We start from the raw sequence: 18,738 nt of genomic DNA on the forward strand, positions 1-18,738 counted from the left end.
TTGGCGGGGCGCGCGGCAGGGGTTACAGCAGGTGGTCGGCTTTGCCGGCCTTGATGTCGGTGATGAGGGTGCGCAGGGCTTCGAGGGAGTCGGTGAGGTAGCGGTCCTCCTGGCCGTTGACGGCTATGTAGCCGTTGCCGTCGGCGTCGGTGCCGAGGCGGAAGCAGTTGCTCGCATCCTGGCAGAAGGGGGCTTCCCAGCTGATGTCAGACATGACTCTCCTAAAGGCTCTGGGAAATGGTGTGCATGAGATCGAGGGTCTCCTCAGGCTTGAGCGCAATCCTTTGCATCTCGTCGAGTTGCAGACGGTACTTGCACAAATGAGCGCCTGAATAAAGGAATTCTCCTGCCGTGGTGCGATCCAGTTGCACGGTGTCGAGCGGGGGCATCTGGCCGAGGGCGTACAGGATCGCCTGTCCCGAACCGGGGAACGCCCCCGCGGAGAAGGGGATGGCCTGGATTGTGACGTTGTCGCGGTCTGCGGCTGCCAACAGGTGACCAAGTTGGTTTCGTAGCACCGCGCGTCCACCGACTTCGATCCGTAGGGCGGCTTCGTGGATGACCAGCACGTAGTCCGGAGCCCCTGGCCGGTCGATAACCTGGTGTCTTTGCACGCGGTGGGCGACTCTGGCCTCGAACTCCTCGGCGGGCAGCGGCGGGATGGCAGCTTGGAAGAGAGCGTGCGCGTATGCCTCGGTCTGCAACTGTCCCGGCATGTGCGTCATCGTGCTGACACGCAAGCCCTTGGCGTGCCACTCCAACTCGGCGATGTCCAAGAATGTCGCGGGCAGGAGGTCGCGATACGCCTCCCACCAGCCGATCGTGCGGTCGCCGCACATGGCGACCAGTGCATCCACCAGGGCCTGGTCAGTGCACTCATACCGGAAGGCAATGCGCCGGACACGCTCCGGGCTGACGCCGTGGCGTCCAGCCTCGGTGCTGGTGATTACGGTCCGTTTCGTGTCCAGCAGCACGGCGGCCTGTTCGGTGGACAGTCCCGCCCCTTCCCTCAGCTTGCGAAGCTCTGCGCCCAGACGCTGCTGGCGTGCGGTCGGATTGCTCCTCGGCGGCATGCGTTCCCTCTCGTCGCGTGCGGCTCAGTTTGCCCCGAAGCGAAGTTCGTTCCAACGGACTTCGGGACTTGGTAGCACATGTACCCCTGATGTCCTACTGTGAGTATCGCGCACGCTACACACCGCAATGCCGGAAGCGCACCGCGCGAGCATGCCCGTCCGCCCTGGGACGGGTGTGCCCGCGACCAGGGCGGTAGGCCACCGGCGACCCAAACCCCTCACAGAGTCGTGGAGTTCGCCATGCCCGAGATCCCCCTCGTCCCTGCCCACTGGCGCTTCCCCGCCCATCCCGCCTCCGTACGGCGGGCCCGGCACGCTGTCACCGAATCGCTGCCGGACGTCCTCCGCCCACACCTCGGCGACGACCTGGGCCTGTTGACCTCGGAGCTGCTCACCAACGCCATCCGTCACGGCGCCTGCGGGGAGGACGGGGACCTCGTCGAACTCGTTTTGTGGCCGGCCGACGGACACTACTGGCTGGCCGTCTCCGACCCGGGTACCGGCAAACCCGTTCCGGCCCACCCGGGCCCTGACTGCGAGAACGGTCGGGGCCTGCTCCTCGTCGAGAGCCTCGCCACCGCCTGGACCGTCAGGCCCCGCCCCACGCGCGGAACGTCCGTGATCGCGGGGCTCTCGTTCCACCAGGGAGGCTGACCAGGGGAAGCGGTCGGCAGGGAGGGGGCGGAGGGCCCGGCGGGTCAGGCCGCGTCGTCGTCGATGTTCTCCTCCCGGCGGATCATTCGCCAGGCCGCCCGGCGCGCACTCTGGTTGAGCGACTGCTTGAAGCTGTCGTCGTGGCTGAAGTACTGCCGTCCCATGTCGGCGATGGTGTCGATGTGTTCGGCCATCTTGTCCTCGAAGACCTCATCGAAGACGAGCCCGAAGTTCTCCTCGTCGTTGACGGCGGCGGCGCGGACCTTCGGGTCGGCCTTCGCCTCCGAGAACGGCGTGATCACGTCCTGATCGGTGAAGTCGGTGCCGAACTTGTCGTTGAACTTCTCGATCAACTCCGACAGCAGCGACTTCTCCTGCTCTTTGGCACCGCCCCCGCCTTCACCGAAGCCGCGCAGCTCCGCGGCTCCCTCGGCGGTCAGCGCGAGGTCATGCTGGCCGGTCCTCTGGATGCGCAGGTGGCTGAGGTCGACGTCTCCTATGTCCACGCCGCCGTCTCCGCGTCGCGGCAGGCGGTTGAGCAGGTGGCGGCCGTAGAGGTAGAGGCATTCGAGGTCGGCGTCGCGGTAGGGCACGATCTGCGAGAGGAAGCCGTATTTCCGCACGTAGTCGTTGAGATCCGCGCGGAACTGTTCGGCGGCCTCGGCGGCTTCCTCGTCGGGATCGCCCGCCTCGTCCTTGCGGTCCAGCAACTCGGTGAACCGTTTGACGGCAGGGTCCAGGTGCCGGTACAGCTCCGCGTGGAGCTTCTCCCAGCGGGCGGCCGAGCCTGCTGCCTTCTCCTCGGCTGCCAGATAGGCGTCCGCGAACTCCCGCATCTCCTCCTCGACGAGGATGTCGGCCCGCATGACCTGGCTCTGCGCGGTGTAGAGGAGATTGGGGTCGGAGGGAAGGGTGTTCGCCTCCTCGAAGTACGGGCGGAAGGACTCCTTGATGTCCTCGGCGTCGTTGACGAAGTCCAGTACGGCCAAGTCCGCCTGCGACTTGCGGTCGGCGGTGCGGTTCAGACGGGAGAGGGTCTGGACGGCGCTGATGCCCGCGAGCTTCTTGTTCACGTACATCGTGGTGAGCAGCGGTTGGTCGAAGCCGGTCTGGTACTTCTCGGCGACGACCAGGATGCGGTACTCGCGCTGAGTCGCCGTCCCGCCCGTGCGCACGGCCTTGTCGTCCTTGCGCGTGTACGCGAACGCCTTCGGCAGCGCGGACTCGGCGAGGCCGCCGTTCTCCTTCGGCTCGGTGGTCTCCTCGCCGTCATACGTCAGGCTGCCGGAGAACGCGACCAGGACGCCGGGGTCGGCGTACGCGTTGTCGCCGATGTACTTCCTGATGGCACGGGCCATCTGTACGGCGCTGTGCCGGGAGGCCGTCACCGCCATGGCCTTGGCACGCCCGCCGAGCCGGCCGGCGGTGTGCGTGCGGAAGTGCTCGACGATCACCTGCGCCTGCTGTGTCACGGTGGAGTCGTGCGTGAGCGCGTACCGGGCGAGCAGCGGATTCGCCTTGGACGGGTCCACCTCGCGCTCGGCCGGGTTCTTGTTCACCAGCTTCCAGTACGTGTCGTACGTGACGTAGGTGCGGAGGGGGTCGAGGATGAACCCTTCCTCGATGGCCTGGCGCATCGAGTACGTGTGGAAGGGGACGTACGCCGGTTTGCCGTCGACGGTGTCCAGAGTGCCGAAGAGTTCGAGCGTCTTGGCCTTGGGCGTGGCCGTGAAGGCGAAGTAGGAGAGGTTGGAGGCCATGCTGCGCTGGATGGCCTTGCGGATGAGCTTGGCGTCGGTGGTGGCCGCCGCCTGCTCGGTTGCCCCGGCCTCGTCGGAGTCCGAGTCAAGGCCCAGGTCGCGCAGGGCCGCGCGTACGTCGGTGGCCGCACCGCCGGACTGCGAGGAGTGCGCCTCGTCCACGATGATCGCGAAATTGTGGCCCTGTATCTCGGTGGGGTTGCGGCGCAGGTAGTCGATGAGGGCGGGGAAGGTGTGCAGCGTGACGGTGATGATCTTCCCGGTCTCGCGGGACAGCGCCTTGGCGAGCTGGTCCGACTTCGCGCCGTGCTTCTCGTCGATCTTCACGACCAGGCCGGCGGTCTTCTCGAAACTGCCGACCGTCTCGCGCAGTTGGGCGTCGAGATTGCGACGGTCGGTGATGATCACGACCTTGTCGAAGACGGGCACGCCGGGTTTGAGTCCGGCGGCCAGGGCCTCGGGGTCGATCTCGGCGGGGTCGGTAGGCGTGTGCAGCGACGACAGGCGGTGCGCCAACCACCCGATGGTGTTCGACTTGCCGGACCCGGCGGAGGCCATGCCCAGGTAGTTGTGACCGGCGCCGTGGCGGGCGGCGTGGCCAGTGAGCTTCTTGACGATGTCCCACTGGTGGTAGCGCGGGAAGATCAGCTTCTTCCGCGTCCGCCCGTCCGGGCCCTTCTCCTTGCTGAGATGCACGAACCGTTCGATCAGGTCCAGCCAGGTGTCCCGCTCCCAGATCTGTTCCCAGAGGTAGGAGGTCGCGTACGTCCCGGGGACGGTGGGCGCAGGATTCCCGGCACCACCGGGGTTCCCCGGGCCCTCCGATCCCGTGTTGAACGGCAGAAACCGCGTGAGCTTGCCGCGCAGTTCGGGCGCGACGTAGACCACGTCCGTGTCCACGGCGAAGTTCGCGATGACGCGTCGCGCGAAGATCAGCTCGGTTGGGTCCCGCTTGGACCGGTACTGCTCCTTGGCGTGCTCCGCGCCCTGCCGTGTGAGGGCGTTCTTCAACTCGGCGGTCGCCAGCGGGATTCCGTTGAGGAACAGGGTGAGGTCCAGCTCGTTGCCCTTGTCCGCCTGCTTCGCCGCGTACTGCAACTCCTTGACGAAGGTCAGCCGGTTCGCCCGGTAGTCGTCCAGGACAGCATCCGAGGCGACGAGCGACGGCTTGAAGTACGCGAGCCTGATCAGGACTCCGTGGTCCTTCACGCCCTTGCGGAGTACGTCCAGCACACCGTCGGTTGCGATCGCCTGGTCGACGCGCTTGGCGAACCCGGCCTGGGCGGCGTTGGCATCCTCGCCGTAGAGGGCGATCAGTTCGGCCCAGTCGTCGGCTTGGGTCTTGCCGATGAAATCGAAGAGCTGAGCTGTGTCCAGGCCGAGTTGGGGGCGGTAGTCCTGTCGGTTTCCTTCAGACCAACCTCGCTTGAGCAAGGCGCCGACTATTGCGTTTCCAAAGGCTGCTTCATCGTGGACGGGCATGAGCGGTATTCCCCCCGCTTTCCGGTGGCCTGATAGGTGATGCCGTGGCAGAAGTTGTCGATAGACGATGATTTGGTGCGGGCAAGGTTAAGGTCGGTTTCTCGAGTCAGCCAGACCTTGCCGTCGCGTAACGTCTAGCGATGGACTTGGAGTTGTCTACCCGACCGCGTGCGATGGACGGCGGCGGGCGGTGGGGCGCGGCGGGGCTCATGGCGCGATCATTCCTCGATTCCTCGTCCGCTGGCGGTGGACACGTCGATCTGACCGGTGACGGCGGCGGTGATCAGGGCCTGGCGGCGCTCGGCGAGGAGGTCGATTTGACGCGTGATGGTCGAGCGGAGCGCGTTAACTTGCTCGCGACTGCAAGCAATCTTTTCGGCAAAGTCTCGCTGCTCCGACAAATCGGCAACAGGGATGGGCCATGCTTTGACCTCGTCGAATCGAATATTGGCCATCGACTGCGAGGCCCCATTCGCAGTTGCAGAGCAGAGAGACCGGATTCGAGTTCCCCGGGCCACCGTTGCCACGTATTCCGGATCCAATCCGTTTCTCAGTCGGACGCGAAAGATCTTGTCCGGAAGCAACAACTTGCCTCTTACCTTGGGGACCACGGCCGTAGACCCAACCAATTGAGGTGTATTAGCCCGCGTGATAAGCAAGTCCCCCTCGTGTACTTCGCTGCGCCTAATCGGCGGCTCGGAGGTGGGGAGGCGCTTATTTTCATGAGCGAGAAATTCACCTGGACGAAGGCAGCTCACCTTGAGCACGCCCCATTCATCTTCGCCAGCCGGGACGGCATCGCATTGTGGGCTAGTTCCTTGGTCGACTCCCCACAGGAAACGACGAAGTGGCAACACTCCCGACCGTGCGCTCTGTTCGTCGATCGCAATGTCCAACTGCGCGGCTTCACGTTCCTCAAGGAGACGCGCGATCCTGTGCTGTAGTGAGATCATCCGCTCGACACGCCCAGTTTCTGCGTCGAGGAAGTCGGCGATGCGGTGCTGTTCCTCCTCCGGCGGTAGTGGGATAGGCAAGCGATTGATGTCCCACTGGAACAGATGCGGAACTCCCATTCCGCCCTTAAGCATGTTGATGGTTTCCTGTGTCACCCGGCTGGCTAGGACGTGCCGCAGATAGGATGGATTAATTCCGGTCGGTCGGATGACGGCAATCGATCCGTTCACGGTCGCCGGGCGAGGAAGGTTCCGAACGATATTGACGATTCCAAGCGTGTTGCCATCTTTGGCGAGCAGCACATCTCCTGGCTTCAGTCGAAGTTCTGGAGACTCTTCGTAACGGAACTCGGAAATATAGTTCACGTTGGAAAAATCAATATCCCGCCCCTTGATGTTGGGAGTCGAAAGGAACGCGTATCCGTCTGACTGGTACTCGGCTGCCGTGAGAGCCTTCCAGCCAATTCGCGCGTTGACCGTAGCCACCCGATCCACCCGAGTTCTGCTCCATCCGGCGGGCAGTGAAGGGAGTGTGATGTTCATTCCGTCACCTCCCCAAGCAGCGCCTGAATCTCCGCCTCCAGAGACTTCAGCTCCGCGTCGATCTCCGCCAACGGTCGCGGCGGCTTGTACACGTAGAAATGCCGTGTGAACGGAATCTCGTACCCCACCTTCGTCTTGCTCCGGTCGATCCACGCATCCGGAACGTGCGGCAGAACCTCCCGCCGCACGTAATCCTCCACGTCCTCCTCCAGCGGCACGTTCTCGTAGTCCCGCAGCTCCGGATCAGGCTCCGGCTCGCCCTTGACCTTCTGCACCTCGCCCCCCGGGTCACGAACGCCGACCGCCTCCCGCAGCGCCTTGCCGAACGGCGCGCCCGTCGGCCACATCAGGCCGGCCGCGACGATCGCGTCCTTCAGGTCGATCCACGCATCGGACTTCGTCTTCCAGGACTTGCCGACCAGCGGGCGCAGCGCCGCCGTGAACTCCTCGGCGTCCGTGGCTCGTGCGATCGGCTTCGACGCGGTGATCGCCGCCAACGTCTCCTCCGTCACCTCGAAGCGGAGCTTCAACGGCCGTTCGACGGTGATCCGGTGATATCCGAAGTCCTCGTTGCGGAAGACCTTGATCTTCCCGGCCCGGTCGGCAAGGTCGTGGCCGCCGCCCTTCTCCGCCGCGTCGACGACCGCCAGCGCCTCCGTGTAGAGCCTGGTGATCTCGGAGATGTGCTGCTCGCTCAGTTCCTTGCGCTTGTCGCCGAGAGACTTGCGCATCTTGCGCCAGTAGTCGCGCGCGTCCAGCAGGACGACCTTGCCGCGCCGGTCCCTGGCCTTGCGGTTGCTGAGCACCCAGAAGTACGTGGAGATACCGGTGTTGTAGAAGAGCTGGTCGGGGAGGGCGACGATGCCCTCCAGCCAGTCGTTCTCCAGGATCCACTGCCGGATCTTGGACTCACCGGACTCCGCCGCCCCCGTGAACAGCGGGGAGCCGTTGAAGACGATCGCGATCCGGCTGCCGCCCGCCCCCGACGCGTCCACCGGCTTCATCTTCGAGATCATGTGCTGGAGGAAGAGCAGCGAGCCGTCGTTGATGCGCGGCAAGCCGGCCCCGAACCGCCCGCTCTCACCGAGGCGTTCGTGTTCGTCCTCGACCGCGTCCTTGACCTTCTTCCACTCCACGCCGAACGGCGGGTTGGCCAGCAGGTAGTCGAAGGTGGTGGGCGTTTTCTCGTCCCTCTTGGGGTCGTTGCTGTCGAAGCCGTCGTCGCTGAAGGAGTTGCCGAACTTGATGTTCTCCGGGTCCTGGCCCTTGATCATCATGTCTGACCGGCAGATGGCCCAGGACTCGGGGTTGAGTTCCTGGCCGAAGACCTTGACCGTGGCGTCCGGGTTGAGAGCGGTGATGCGCTCCTCGGCCGCGCTGAGCATGCCGCCGGTGCCGCAGGCCGGGTCCATGACCGTGCGGACGGTGCCCGGCAAGGCCAGCGCGTCGCTGTCCGGTGCGACGAGCAGGTTGACCATCAGCCGGATGACTTCCCGGGGCGTGAAGTGCTCACCGGCCGTCTCGTTGGACTGCTCGGCGAAGCGGCGGATCAGTTCCTCGAAGGTGTAACCCATCTGGTGATTGGTGACGATCTCGATCGGCTTGCCGTGCTCGTCGAGCACGAGGTTGCCGTCTACGTCCCTCTTCACCGGCCGCAGGTCGAGGTCGGCGAACCGCCCGACCACCTGGTACAGCAGGTCCGCCGCGTCCAGCCGCTTGATCTGCTGGGCGAAGTCGTACCGCTCCAGGACCTCCCGCGCGTTGGGGGAGAAGGCGCCGTAGTACTGGTTGAGGTACTTCGCCGCGTGCGAGGCGTCGCCCGCGATGGCCTTCAGCGTGTAGGTGCTGGTGTTGTAGAAGCTGTGGCCGGACGCCTTGCGCAGGAAGCGGTCGGGGTTGATGTCCTGGTTCTCGTAGCGGGCGGCGACCTCCAGGACCTTGTCCTTGGTCGGGGCGAGGACGCACTCCAGGCGCCGCAGCACGGTGAACGGCAGGATCACCTTGCCGTAGTCGGACTGCTTGTAGTCGCCGCGCAGGAGGTCGGCGACCGACCACGCGTGGTTCGCCAGTTCCGTGTGCTTACTGCTGTTCAACGCTGTCCTTCCGGAGTTTCGCCGTCCCTGAGGGACGGAGAGGTCAAGTCTGGCCGTTCGCGGTGCCGGGCCGCACGTTTCACGCCGATCCGTGGCCGTGCGGCAACAGCGCGCCGCCGGCGAGTCCGCTGCTGAGGAGACGCGTGACGTCCTCGGCGGCCTGGTCGGCACGGCGGGCTGCGGTACGCAGTTCGTGCAGGCGGCGGAAGGCGGCGCCGTAGCGCTGCTGTTCGGCGAGTGGGAGCAAGGGAACGCGTAGTCGTCGAGGGTCCACTCGCACGATGGATGTGCCGGTGGCCGCAGCGTTGACGTTCTGCTCCGCTGAGAGGAACCCGGCCAGGAACCAGGGGTCGAGCCGACGTTGATCCGGGCGGAAGAGCAGCAGATGGGGTCCGAGGAAGCAGCCTGTCTCGCTCGGCTCGACGACCCGGGCCACGGAGTCAAGCCTCACGCGGAGCGTCTCTGTGAGCAGCACGTCGCCTCCCTGGACCAAGGGGAGGGCGGCGCCGGTGGGAAGGTCCGCCTCCGTTCCGGAGGCGGGTTGGTTCTTCATGACGTCGGTTGCCGTGAGCGTCGGTCGTCCGCCGAGTTCTGGTTCGGGCTGCGGTAGCGGTTGACCGCTACGGGTCCGGCGGCTTCCGGGCGCGGTGCGAAGGAGACTGAGTGCGCCGCCGCGCAGAAGATCCGCGACCGTCGCCGTGCGCCAGTCGCGGGGTCGGTCGTCGGCCGGTGGCCAGTCGCCTTCGGTGCTGAGGCCGGTCAGGTCCCTTGCGGCTTGGTGGAGTTGGTCGTACAGCTCCGATGCCTGCCGGGCCAGTAGGGCGGGGCGCAGAGTCTGCCGGGAAGCCGTTCGGATGTGGCGGGCCGGAGTCAGGTCCACGGCCTCGTCGAGGAGGTCGGTGATCGGTACGGCGCCGGCGATGCCCGGGGCTCCGGTGAAGCCGTTCTGGTCGGCGAGGTACGGCCGCCACGCCGAGAGCACGGTGTCGTCGATGGCGGCCCAGTCGAGATCCCGGTTCTCGGAAGCGGAGGCATCGACGAGCAGGACCGTACCCGGGGCTTCAGCCTGCGGATCGGGCCGTTCGAGCACCCACAGGTGCAGGCCGATGTGGAGCGGGGTGGCCGCGCCCTGGGGAAGCGAGACGACCGCCCGGAGGGCTCCGTCACGTACGAGCTGAGCCCTGATACGCCGGCCGGCGGTGCGCTCCGCGACCGCGGGCGGCATGAGTAGTACGGCACGGCCCCCGGGCGCGAGGTGGGCCAGACAGTGCTGGACCCAGGCGAGTTCGGGCTCGCCCTTGGGCGGCACGCCGTAGGCCCAGCGTTGGTCGTACGCCAGGTCCTCGTGCCCCCAGTCACGGACTCCGTACGGAGGATTGCACAGGACGGCGTCAGCGGTGAGGCCCTTGAAGGCGTCCGAGCGCAGGCTGTCTCCCGCACGTACGGTGACGGCAGTCTCAGGGGCGCTCAATCGGAGCCGCACTGCGGCCTGCGCGGCCTGCGCGACCAGGACGTCCTCGCCGCGCAGTTCGGTCGCGCCGGCGGATGCCGCAGCGGCGAGCAGCGATCCGGTACCGCACGCGGGGTCGAGAACGGTCGTGGGGAAAGCACCCGCGCTGTCGGTCAGGAGCCGGGCCATGAGGGCGGCCAACGGCCGCGGCGTGAGGTAGGTGCCGGTGCCCCCCGTGTCCTCCAGCAGGCGTTCGGCCAGGACATCCGTCGCAGCCTCGGCGCCATCCGTGACGACGGCCTGCAACAAGGCCCTCAGCGGCCCGGCCGCCTCGGGGCCGTATGCGGCGTCCTCGGTTCCCGGGATGTCCTGGGCTCCGTCGTCCGCAGCTGACCGGACCCAACGCAGCAGTGCGTCGTCGCGCAGTTCGGGAAGGGCTTCGCGGTCTCTCCGGTCCAGCCGGGCAGCCGCGAGCACCACAGGGAGCAGGTGCAGGGCCAGTTCGCCGCCGCCGGGGTGGGTGCGCAGCGCGGTGCGAAGCCGGTCCGCCGGTGTGTCCTCGGGAAGTTGGCCACGGGCGGAGAGCCAGGCGCGTACGACGTCGAGATCGTAGGTGGGACTGGCGTCCGTGCCTCCCGTAGGGGCGGGGAAGTCCGGATGCCGACGACGCCAGTTGCTCACCGTGGCGCGGGTGACGCCGGCCAGCCGGGAGATGTCGGCGGCGGTCACGAGGGCACTGGCCTGCTGGTTCATGGGCTCCTGCCGGGTGACGTGGGGGCGGGCGTGCTGGACGGCTTCACTCTATACCGGCGCCCAATCGATGTGAAGTGTTTGACAGTGCTTTCAGTTGACGCTCTACTGGTTGTGCTTTCACTTGGCTTCCCGGCTTCCCCGGGTCTCCCGGGCATCCCTCTGCCCGCATCACGTCGATTCGAATGGAGCGGCATCATGGCCACCAGCACTTCCGGCACGTCCAAGCGCACCCTCTACCGGCTCACGGGTATCGCTCCCACGGTCGACGCGATGTTCGACGTACTCGACCCGGCTCGGCTCGAAGCCGTCGACGCGGAGCTGCACTTCCCGGAGGAGCGGTTGGGTGTTCCGGCGCTGCTGGTCACCGGCAGCTTCGAGCAGCCGGTCGCGAGCTGGTGCGGCGAGATCAATCGCACGACCGGGTGCGAGGTGTCGCGACCCGTGAACCGGTCGGCCGGGCTGCTGATGCTCGCGGTCGACGACGAGGTGTACGCCGTCGGTTACGACCAGGGCTTCCGCCTGGTGCCCGACCGGGTCAAGGACCGGCGGTTCGGGCTGAGTTTCGTGATCCGCAGGGTGGACCCCGCCCAGATCCGGGACATGGTCTCCCATACGCCGGGCGGCGGCCGGACCGACATCACCCTCGTGCCCGGCGGCGCTCCGGTCTGGAGTCTGGGTGTCCAGGAGCACGCGCAGATCGTGCGGCGGCTGGGCGGTCGGCTGGACGCACTCCAGCTGACGATCGCTCAGGACGACCGTACGAAGATCTCCAGCGTCGAGGGCGGTACCGGGCTGCGGATGCGCCTCGGAATCGACGCCGCGGACCTGGTCGCGGACATCCGGGCCATCGCCCGCGTCCTTCGGGACGAGGCCCCGACTCCGGAACTGGAGTTCGTCGAGCACATCGTTCCGGTCAAGGACGACGACCTCGTCACGCGGCTGGAGGAGCGGCTCGACGACATGCTCGGCGAGCAGCCGGACGGCCGTATCGCGGTCGCCGTCCCGTCTGACCACTGGGACGACTTCGGCGCCGCCCAGGCGTTCGCCATCAAGGTGCACAGCAAGGACGCCCACCTCGCCGACGACTTCAGCCTGGAGTACGTCCTCAACCGGGCCCGCGTGCAGAGGGCGGGAACGCGCTTCGCCGCGCTCCGGGACGGCACGGTCACTCTTCATGCGCACACCAGGGCAGAGAAGGGCGACGTCATCTGGACGTCGAGTGTGCTGCGTTGGATCGAGGCGGAGTTGGCGCTCGGTGTCCGCCGGTTCTTCCTGCTGGACGGGCAGTGGTACGAGATCGGCGAGGCGTATCTGAAGGCGATCCGTTCGCAGGTGGAGCGGCTCATCGCCGACGTGCCCTCGGTCGACCTTCCGGCCTGGGTGCTCGGGGACAAGGAGCGGGACTACAACGAGTCGGTGCCCGACCTGCGGCCCGGGTACGTCTGCTTCGACCGTGACAACGTCCGGACGGCGCTGCACCGGGGCAACGGCGTGGAGATCTGCGACCTGCTGAGCCCGGATGACGTCCTGGTCATGGTGAAGCGGGCCAAGGGGTCCGATGCGCTGAGCCATCTGTTCGGTCAGGCCGTGGTCGCCGTGCAGACCTTGCTGCACTCGCCGGAGGCCATGGACGGGTTCGCTCGGAAGGTGGCCGCGGCCCGGACCTTCCGGGCCCTGCCGGAGGGTTTCCGGCCGTCGAAGGTCGTCTTCGCGATCCTGCTGAAGAGCGGGACCGACCTCACCGCCGACACGCTGTTCCCGTTCTCCCAGGTCACCCTTGTGCAGACGGCCAAGCTCCTTGAGGCGTGGGGCGTCGCCGTCGAGGTCGTCGGGATCCAGGCCACGGCGGTGCCTCCGAGCCGAGCGGGAATCCGCCACCTGGCCGCGTAGCGGGCCTGAATAGACGTCCACGAGAAACTAAGATCACCTGTACCAATTGCGGTCCGACGGGCTTCCCCTAGGTGAGGGCACCCCCCACCCGTGCGAGTCGATTGCCCCTTAGGAGAACCTCGTGTCTGTGCTCCTGCTGAGGCTCCGCTCCGTCCAGCCGTTGAGGGGCTCGCGGTCTACGTGACCACCCGTCGGGTTCGCTGCAGTATGCGACGGCGGTCGAATGGAGTCGGAACCGGGCGTCGTCGAGCGCATCGAGCAGACCGTCTGACCTCAAAGGACAAAGACCCCGTCCGGACTGCTGCAGGGTGCGACGTGGTCTTACGTAGCCATCAAAGTAGCCACACAAGCGCCCTCCCTATACGGTTTGTGCAGGTCATAGCGTTGCGGTGGGCACTCTCCGGCGTACAGCCGACTCGTCTGCCGCCTCCGCGGGGGGAGAGAGCTGCGACGAGCGAAGGCGGCCCCGTGAACACGACGGCGCGGACGAACCACTACGAGGGCCCGTGCGCCGTGTGCGGCACGACCGTTCCCGCGGAAGCCGGTGTCGTCCTGCCCAAAAGCCACGGCGGCTGGGAGATCTACCACCCCGAGCACGCCCGCGAGCCGGGTCCGCCGCCCCGGGGCACGCACCCCGGCTGGCACCACCGCCGCCTGATGTCCCTGGACATCGCGTCGACCGGCCCGCGCACCGGCGTCGACCGCATCCTCGCCGTCGCCCTGCGCGTCTCGGACGGTCCGGGCCGGGACTGGCTGATCGACCCCGGGCCGGGACTCGCCCTCGATCCGCGGACCGCACACGGCATCACCCTGGACCGGGCCCGTGCGGACGGTCTCCCGCCGGAGCGGGCGCTGGACGAGACGGCCGACGCGGTCGCCGCGCATCTGGCCACCAAAGAACTGCTCGTGGTCTGGCACGCGCCGTACGTCCTGACCTTCATGGAGTCCGAACTGCTGCGCCACGGGCTGCGACCGCTCGCCGAGCGCTGTCCGGCGGGGCTGTTCCCGCTCTGCGACCCGCTGGTCGTCGACCGCCACGTCGACCGGTACCGCAGCGGCGGCCGCTCCCTGCGCAAGGTCACCGCCTGGTACGGCGTCCCGCACGAGAACCCCGGTGACCCGGGCAGCGACGCCCGGGCCGCGCTGGTGCTGGCCGAGGTCCTCGGCGCCTGCCACCCCTCGCTGGGGCGGCTGTCGCGTACGGCGCTGCACCACGAGCAGACGCTGTGGCGGGAGCGCCAGGCGAGTGACGCGGAGGCGTACCACCCGGACAGGAAGCAGGACCACCGCTGGCCGCTGGCCACGGTCGAGGCGCTGCCGTGGGAGCCCCCGCCGGGCGGCTGAGCCGGTACCGGCGTCGGTCCCGCCGTCCGTGGCGACGGCCAGCGACCTGACGGCGGCCGCCGTCAGGAAGAGAGTGAGCGCGCCGCGACCTTGCGCAGATGCGCGCCGAACACCTCGGGTGCGTCCGGGGTCAGCGTGCGCAGGGCGACCATGGCCGTGAGGACCACGTCGCACAGCTCGGACTCGACGTCCCGCCAGGTGTGGGTGTGGCCCTTGCGGGGATTCTGGCCGGTCGCGCCGACCACCGCCTGGGCGACCTCGCCCACCTCCTCCGAGAGCTTCAGTATGCGCAGCAGCACCTCCTGTTGCGCGGGAAGGGTCCGGTTCTCGTCCAGCCAGGTGTTGAGGCGGTCGACCGTGTCCCAGATGGGGTCGAGCGTGGCGTCCAGGGTGTGGTCCATGCGCGCTAGCCTCCCACGCCGCGGGGCCCCGCAGGGGGCGCGCGGGTGGAGCAGGCCGACAGGTGGGGGCGGACGCGGAGGTGTAGGCATGAAGGGGACCGCGCCCCCGGCGCACACCGGTACCGATACGGGCCGCAGGCCCGTCCCGCACCCGAAGGAGACCTCCGTGACCATCTCCGTGGACAAGCTCACCGAACCCGCCGTCCGTGCCTTCGTCGGCGCCCTCAACTCCGGTGACCGGGACAGATTCCGGACCACCCTGGCGCCCGGCGCGACGATGTCCGACGACGGCAACGACCGTGACATCGACGAGTGGACGGGGCGTGAGGTCTTCGACTCGCGTGGCCACATGGAGGTCGAGTCGCAGTCGGCGGACGGTCTCTCCCTCGTTGCCCGCTACCGCAACGACACCTGGGGCGAGATGCGGACGTCGTGGAAGTTCAGCATCGAGGGTGGCAGGGTCGCCCGCTTCGAGACCGGCCAGGCCTGAGCGCGGGACCCGGTCAGCGGTACCGGGTGCGCGGGGCCCGGTCAGCGGTACCGGCGCGTGGGGCCGGTCGGGTACGGGGCACGTCGGGCCGGTCAGCCGTTCGTCCGCAGGTCGACGACGGTCCGGTAGCGGCACGGCCCCTGCGGACGTGGTCGATGGCCTCGTCGATGCGTGCGGACGGAAGACCTCCACCTCGGGGTGGATGCCGTGCCGAGCCGTGCTGTGCCGCGAAGCCGAGGAGCCGCCGGGTGACGGCCGGAGGCCCCATCCCCGCCGAGACGACGGACTTCTCGGCGGGGATGACGCTGAGAGGGCTGACGGTGATGGGCTCGGTCGGCAGGCCGACGACGCACAGCCTGCCGCGGGGTCGCAGGGCGGCGAACCAGTCGCCCACCCGGTGATCGGCGTTCCCCGCTCGCCCGGCGGTCGCGGGCCTTGTCCTGGTGTGCACTCCAACTCGTAGCCTCCTGCGCCATGGACGCAACGGATGCAGTACGGACGGCCGGCACGAGGACACTGGGACGCGCCGGCGGGATCGAGGTCAGCGCGCTCGGGTTCGGGTGCTGGGCCATCGGTGGTGAGTGGCAGGACGGCGCGGGCAACCCGCTCGGCTGGGGAGCGGTCGACGACGACGAGTCCGTCGCCGCCGTACGCCGCGCCCTGGACCTGGGCGTCACCTTCTTCGACACGGCCGACACCTACGGCGCGGGGCACAGCGAACGGGTGCTCGGCCGGGCGGTCGCCGGCCGGCGCGACGAGGTGGTGCTCGCGACCAAGTGGGGCAACCGGTTCGACGAGACGACGCGCACCCTGACCGGGAGCGACGCCGATCCCGGGTATGTGCGCCGGGCGCTCACCGGCTCGCTCACCCGCCTCGGTACCGACCGTGTCGACCTCTACCAGCTGCACCTCTCCGACGCTCCGCTCGATGTGGCGGCAGAACTACGGGACGCCTGTGAGGAGTTGGTCACCGAGGGGCTGATCCGGGCGTACGCCTGGAGCACCGACGACCCGGAACGTGCCGCCGTCTTCGCCGAGGGCCCGCACTGCGCGGCCGTGCAGCACGCCTGCAACGTGCTGGAGGACGCGCCGGCGATGCTCGCGCTCTGCGAGGAAAACGGTCTGGCGAGCATCAACCGCAGCCCGCTGGCCATGGGACTGCTCACCGGGAAGCACGCTTCCGGCAGCCGCGGCGCCGCGGGCGACATCCGGGCGACACCGCCGTCCTGGCTGCGCTGGTTCGGCGCGGGAGGGGTTCCCGAGCCCGAGTGGCTGGCGCGGGTCGACGCCGTACGCGACATCCTCACCTCCGGCGGCCGCACCCTCGCCCAGGGGGCGCTCGGCTGGCTGTGGGCGCGCAGCCCGCGGACCGTGCCGATCCCCGGGTTCCGGACCGTCGCCCAGGCGGAGGAGAACGCCGGCGCGCTGGCGTACGGCCCGCTGCGGCCGGAGCAGATGGAGGAGATCGACAGGCTCCTCTCCCGCACACAGGACCGACGACAGGATTGACGGACCGTCAGATCTGTGGGTTCCTCGGGATGTACCGCCACTGCGACGACATCCCGGGGAGCCCGGTCATGATCGATCTGCTCGAGGACACGTGGGCGCGCGAGGTTCCGCACGGGCAGTTCGCCCTGCTGCGGCGCGAGGATCCGGTGCACTGGCACGAAGTCCCGGGCAACCAGGGCTTCTTCGCGCTCACCCGGCACGAGGACATCGTCGCCGCGAGCCGCGACCCCGAGCTGTGGTCGGTGGAGCTCGGCTCGTTCTTCATCCGGGACCAGACCCCCGAGGCGCTGGAGAGTCTCGGCCTCACCCTGGTCGGGATGGACCCGCCCAAGCACACCCGCTACCGGCGCCTGGTGAGCTCCGCGTTCTCGCCGCGCATGGTCCGCAAGCTCACCGACGACATCCAGCGCCGGGCACAGGTGCTGGCATCGACGGTCTCGGCGAAGGGGTACGAGTCGGAGTTCGTCCAGGAGATCGCGGCCCGCCTCCCGTTGCAGATCATCTGCGAGATGATCGGCGTCCCGGCCGCGGACGAGGACCGCATCTTCGACTGGAGCAACCGGATGGTCGGCCACCAGGATCCGGACTTCCGTACCTCCCCCGAGGACGGGCAGAACGCGGCCGCGGAGATCTACGCCTACTGCGACGATCTGGCGGCCGTCCGCCGCGGATCACCGCGCGACGACATCATGAGCGCGCTGGTCCACGCGGAGGTCGAGGGGGAGCGGCTGAGCACCCACGAGATCGACATGTTCTTTGTGACGCTCGTCGTGGCCGGCAACGAGACCACCCGCAACCTGCTGGCGGGCACGATGCTCACGCTCGTCGAACAGCCGGCGGCACGCGCCGAGTTGGCCGCGGGGATCGACGACGACGCGCTGTGGGCGACGGCGACGGAGGAGCTGCTGCGCTGGAACGGCTCGATCCACAACTTCCGGCGTACGGCGACCCGCGACACCGAGGTGCGGGGCGTACCGGTCAAGGCCGGACAGAAGGCGGTGCTGTACTACACCTCCGCCAACCGGGACGAGGCGGTCTTCGAGGAGCCGGACACCTTCGACATCCGCCGGACCCCGAACGAGCATCTGACCTTCGGCGGCGGCGGGCCGCACTTCTGCCTCGGCGCGGGTCTGGCCAGGACCCAGATCAAGGCCCTGACGCGGGAGCTGCTGCGCCGGCACACCGAGGTGGAGCTGACGGGCGAGCCGCGGCGGATGCGGTCGGACTTCATCAACGGCATCAAATACCTGCCGGTGCGGTTCGGAGGGTGAGCCCCGGGGCGGCCGCGGCTCCGGCCGCCCTCCGAGCGGCCCGGGCTCGGGCGGAGTACCCGCACGCGACCCGGAGCCGGACCACCCGCACGCGACCCGGAGCCGGACCACCCGCACCCGCCCCGGAGTACCCGTACGCGACCCGGAGCCGGACCACCCGCACCCGCACCGGAGCCGGACCACCCGCACCGACCCCCGGAGCACCCGCACCCGCACCCACCCCGGAGCGTCCGCTCCCTCAGCCCCGCCCGATGTACGGCATCGCCGTCGCCATCACCGTCGCGAACTGCACATTCGCGGCGAGCGGCAGCTCCGCCATGTGGAGCACCGTCCGCGCCACGTCCGCCGCGTCCATCACCGGCTCCACGACCACCTCGCCGTTCGCCTGGAGAATCCCCGACCGCATGCGCTGCGTCATCTCGGTGGCCGCGTTGCCGATGTCGATCTGGCCGCAGGCGATCGCGTGGGGACGGCCGTCCAGCGACAGGGACTTCGTCAGACCGGTCATCGCGTGCTTGGTCGCGGTGTAGGGGGCGGAGTTCGGACGCGGGACGTGCGCCGAGATCGAGCCATTGTTGATGATCCGCCCGCCCTGCGGGGACTGGTCCTTCATCACCCGGAACGCGGCCTGCGCGCACAGGAACGCGCCGGTGAGATTCACGTCCACGACCGTGCGCCAGTCCTCGTACGAGAGGTCCTCGAAGCGGACACCCCGGGGACCCGACACCCCCGCGTTGTTGAAGAGCAGGTCGACACGCCCGAAATGCTGACAAACCGTGGCAAAGAGCGTGGTGACATCGGGCGGTGACGTCACATCAGTGGGAACACACAGGACATTCCCACCCGCCAGCGACGCCGTTTCCTCCAGAGCCTCAGCCCTTCTGCCCGCCACCGCGACCGACCATCCCGCCTCGGCCAGCGTCAGCGCGACGCTCCGGCCGATGCCGGAACCCGCTCCCGTCACCACCGCAATCCTCGTCCCAGTGTTCATGGACGCGCAGCGTAGCCGCGTACCTGTACGGGGAACTCATCCGACCGACATACGGATGTTGTGTACTCGACAACGCGGAGT

The 18,738-nt window shown here is 68.2% G+C and carries 15 protein-coding genes; 7 read left to right on the top strand and 8 right to left on the bottom strand.

All coding sequences use genetic code 11. From position 1 onward, the window contains the following. Positions 1 to 22: 22 nt before the first annotated feature. Positions 23 to 214 carry a hypothetical protein gene (locus RPQ07_RS26220; RefSeq protein WP_313946646.1) on the bottom strand — a complete coding sequence of 64 codons (192 nt, stop codon included), beginning with the start codon at positions 212 to 214 and terminating at the stop codon, positions 23 to 25. Positions 215 to 221: 7 nt separating this feature from the next. Continuing rightward, positions 222 to 1,073 carry a helix-turn-helix transcriptional regulator gene (locus tag RPQ07_RS26225; protein ID WP_313946647.1) on the bottom strand — a complete coding sequence of 284 codons (852 nt, stop codon included), beginning with the start codon at positions 1,071 to 1,073 and terminating at the stop codon, positions 222 to 224. Positions 1,074 to 1,313: 240 nt separating this feature from the next. On the opposite strand from RPQ07_RS26225, the gene RPQ07_RS26230 reads away from it, so the two are divergent. Continuing rightward, entirely contained in the window at positions 1,314 to 1,727 is a 414-nt protein-coding gene (locus RPQ07_RS26230; RefSeq protein WP_313946648.1) for an ATP-binding protein, read from the top strand. A 44-nt stretch (positions 1,728 to 1,771) separates the two neighbouring features. Here the strand turns inward: RPQ07_RS26230 and RPQ07_RS26235 are convergent, their stop codons facing one another. The 4 genes from RPQ07_RS26235 to RPQ07_RS26250 all read right to left on the bottom strand — a co-directional run bounded on the left by RPQ07_RS26235 (position 1,772) and on the right by RPQ07_RS26250 (position 10,761). Next, complete coding sequence (locus tag RPQ07_RS26235) at positions 1,772 to 4,969, bottom strand: type I restriction endonuclease subunit R (RefSeq protein ID WP_313946649.1); 3,198 nt, start codon at positions 4,967 to 4,969, stop codon at positions 1,772 to 1,774. 218 nt (positions 4,970 to 5,187) lie between these two features. Further along, positions 5,188 to 6,465 carry a restriction endonuclease subunit S gene (locus tag RPQ07_RS26240; RefSeq protein WP_313946650.1) on the bottom strand — a complete coding sequence of 426 codons (1,278 nt, stop codon included), beginning with the start codon at positions 6,463 to 6,465 and terminating at the stop codon, positions 5,188 to 5,190. Next, positions 6,462 to 8,558: a class I SAM-dependent DNA methyltransferase gene (locus tag RPQ07_RS26245; RefSeq protein WP_313946651.1), complete on the bottom strand. Its 2,097-nt coding sequence runs from the start codon at positions 8,556 to 8,558 to the stop codon at positions 6,462 to 6,464. The genes RPQ07_RS26240 and RPQ07_RS26245 overlap by 4 nt, the downstream gene beginning before the upstream one ends. A gap of 79 nt (positions 8,559 to 8,637) precedes the next feature. After that, positions 8,638 to 10,761 carry an N-6 DNA methylase gene (locus RPQ07_RS26250; protein WP_313946652.1) on the bottom strand — a complete coding sequence of 708 codons (2,124 nt, stop codon included), beginning with the start codon at positions 10,759 to 10,761 and terminating at the stop codon, positions 8,638 to 8,640. Positions 10,762 to 10,956: 195 nt separating this feature from the next. Between RPQ07_RS26250 and RPQ07_RS26255 the strand changes: the two genes are divergently transcribed. Both RPQ07_RS26255 and RPQ07_RS26260 read left to right on the top strand, forming a co-directional pair. Next, positions 10,957 to 12,651: a TIGR04141 family sporadically distributed protein gene (locus RPQ07_RS26255; RefSeq protein ID WP_313946653.1), complete on the top strand. Its 1,695-nt coding sequence runs from the start codon at positions 10,957 to 10,959 to the stop codon at positions 12,649 to 12,651. Positions 12,652 to 13,119: 468 nt separating this feature from the next. Continuing rightward, positions 13,120 to 13,995, top strand: coding sequence for a 3'-5' exonuclease (locus RPQ07_RS26260; RefSeq protein WP_313946654.1), 876 nt, complete (start codon positions 13,120 to 13,122; stop codon positions 13,993 to 13,995). Positions 13,996 to 14,057: 62 nt separating this feature from the next. On the opposite strand, the gene RPQ07_RS26265 is transcribed toward RPQ07_RS26260, so the two are convergent. After that, positions 14,058 to 14,396 (bottom strand): MazG-like family protein, encoded by a 339-nt coding sequence (locus RPQ07_RS26265; protein ID WP_313946655.1) that lies wholly within the window; start codon positions 14,394 to 14,396, stop codon positions 14,058 to 14,060. A 166-nt stretch (positions 14,397 to 14,562) separates the two neighbouring features. Here RPQ07_RS26265 and RPQ07_RS26270 point away from each other — a divergent pair, with 166 nt between their 5' ends. From RPQ07_RS26270 to RPQ07_RS26285, 4 genes are all read left to right on the top strand, one after another. After that, positions 14,563 to 14,886, top strand: a complete 324-nt coding sequence (locus RPQ07_RS26270) for a nuclear transport factor 2 family protein (RefSeq protein WP_313946656.1) — start codon at positions 14,563 to 14,565, stop codon at positions 14,884 to 14,886. A 248-nt stretch (positions 14,887 to 15,134) separates the two neighbouring features. After that, entirely contained in the window at positions 15,135 to 15,287 is a 153-nt protein-coding gene (locus tag RPQ07_RS26275; RefSeq protein ID WP_313946657.1) for a hypothetical protein, read from the top strand. 73 nt (positions 15,288 to 15,360) lie between these two features. Continuing rightward, positions 15,361 to 16,395 (top strand): aldo/keto reductase, encoded by a 1,035-nt coding sequence (locus RPQ07_RS26280; RefSeq protein WP_313946658.1) that lies wholly within the window; start codon positions 15,361 to 15,363, stop codon positions 16,393 to 16,395. Positions 16,396 to 16,463: 68 nt separating this feature from the next. After that, the gene (locus tag RPQ07_RS26285; RefSeq protein ID WP_313946659.1) at positions 16,464 to 17,666 is read left to right on the top strand and encodes a cytochrome P450; all 1,203 of its coding nucleotides are present in this window, start codon (positions 16,464 to 16,466) and stop codon (positions 17,664 to 17,666) included. 238 nt (positions 17,667 to 17,904) lie between these two features. Here the strand turns inward: RPQ07_RS26285 and RPQ07_RS26290 are convergent, their stop codons facing one another. Beyond that, positions 17,905 to 18,657, bottom strand: coding sequence for an SDR family oxidoreductase (locus tag RPQ07_RS26290; protein WP_313946660.1), 753 nt, complete (start codon positions 18,655 to 18,657; stop codon positions 17,905 to 17,907). Positions 18,658 to 18,738: the final 81 nt, after the last annotated feature.

The sequence above is a fragment of the Streptomyces sp. AM8-1-1 genome, assembly GCF_032229325.1.
GTDB lineage: Bacteria > Actinomycetota > Actinomycetes > Streptomycetales > Streptomycetaceae > Streptomyces > Streptomyces achmelvichensis.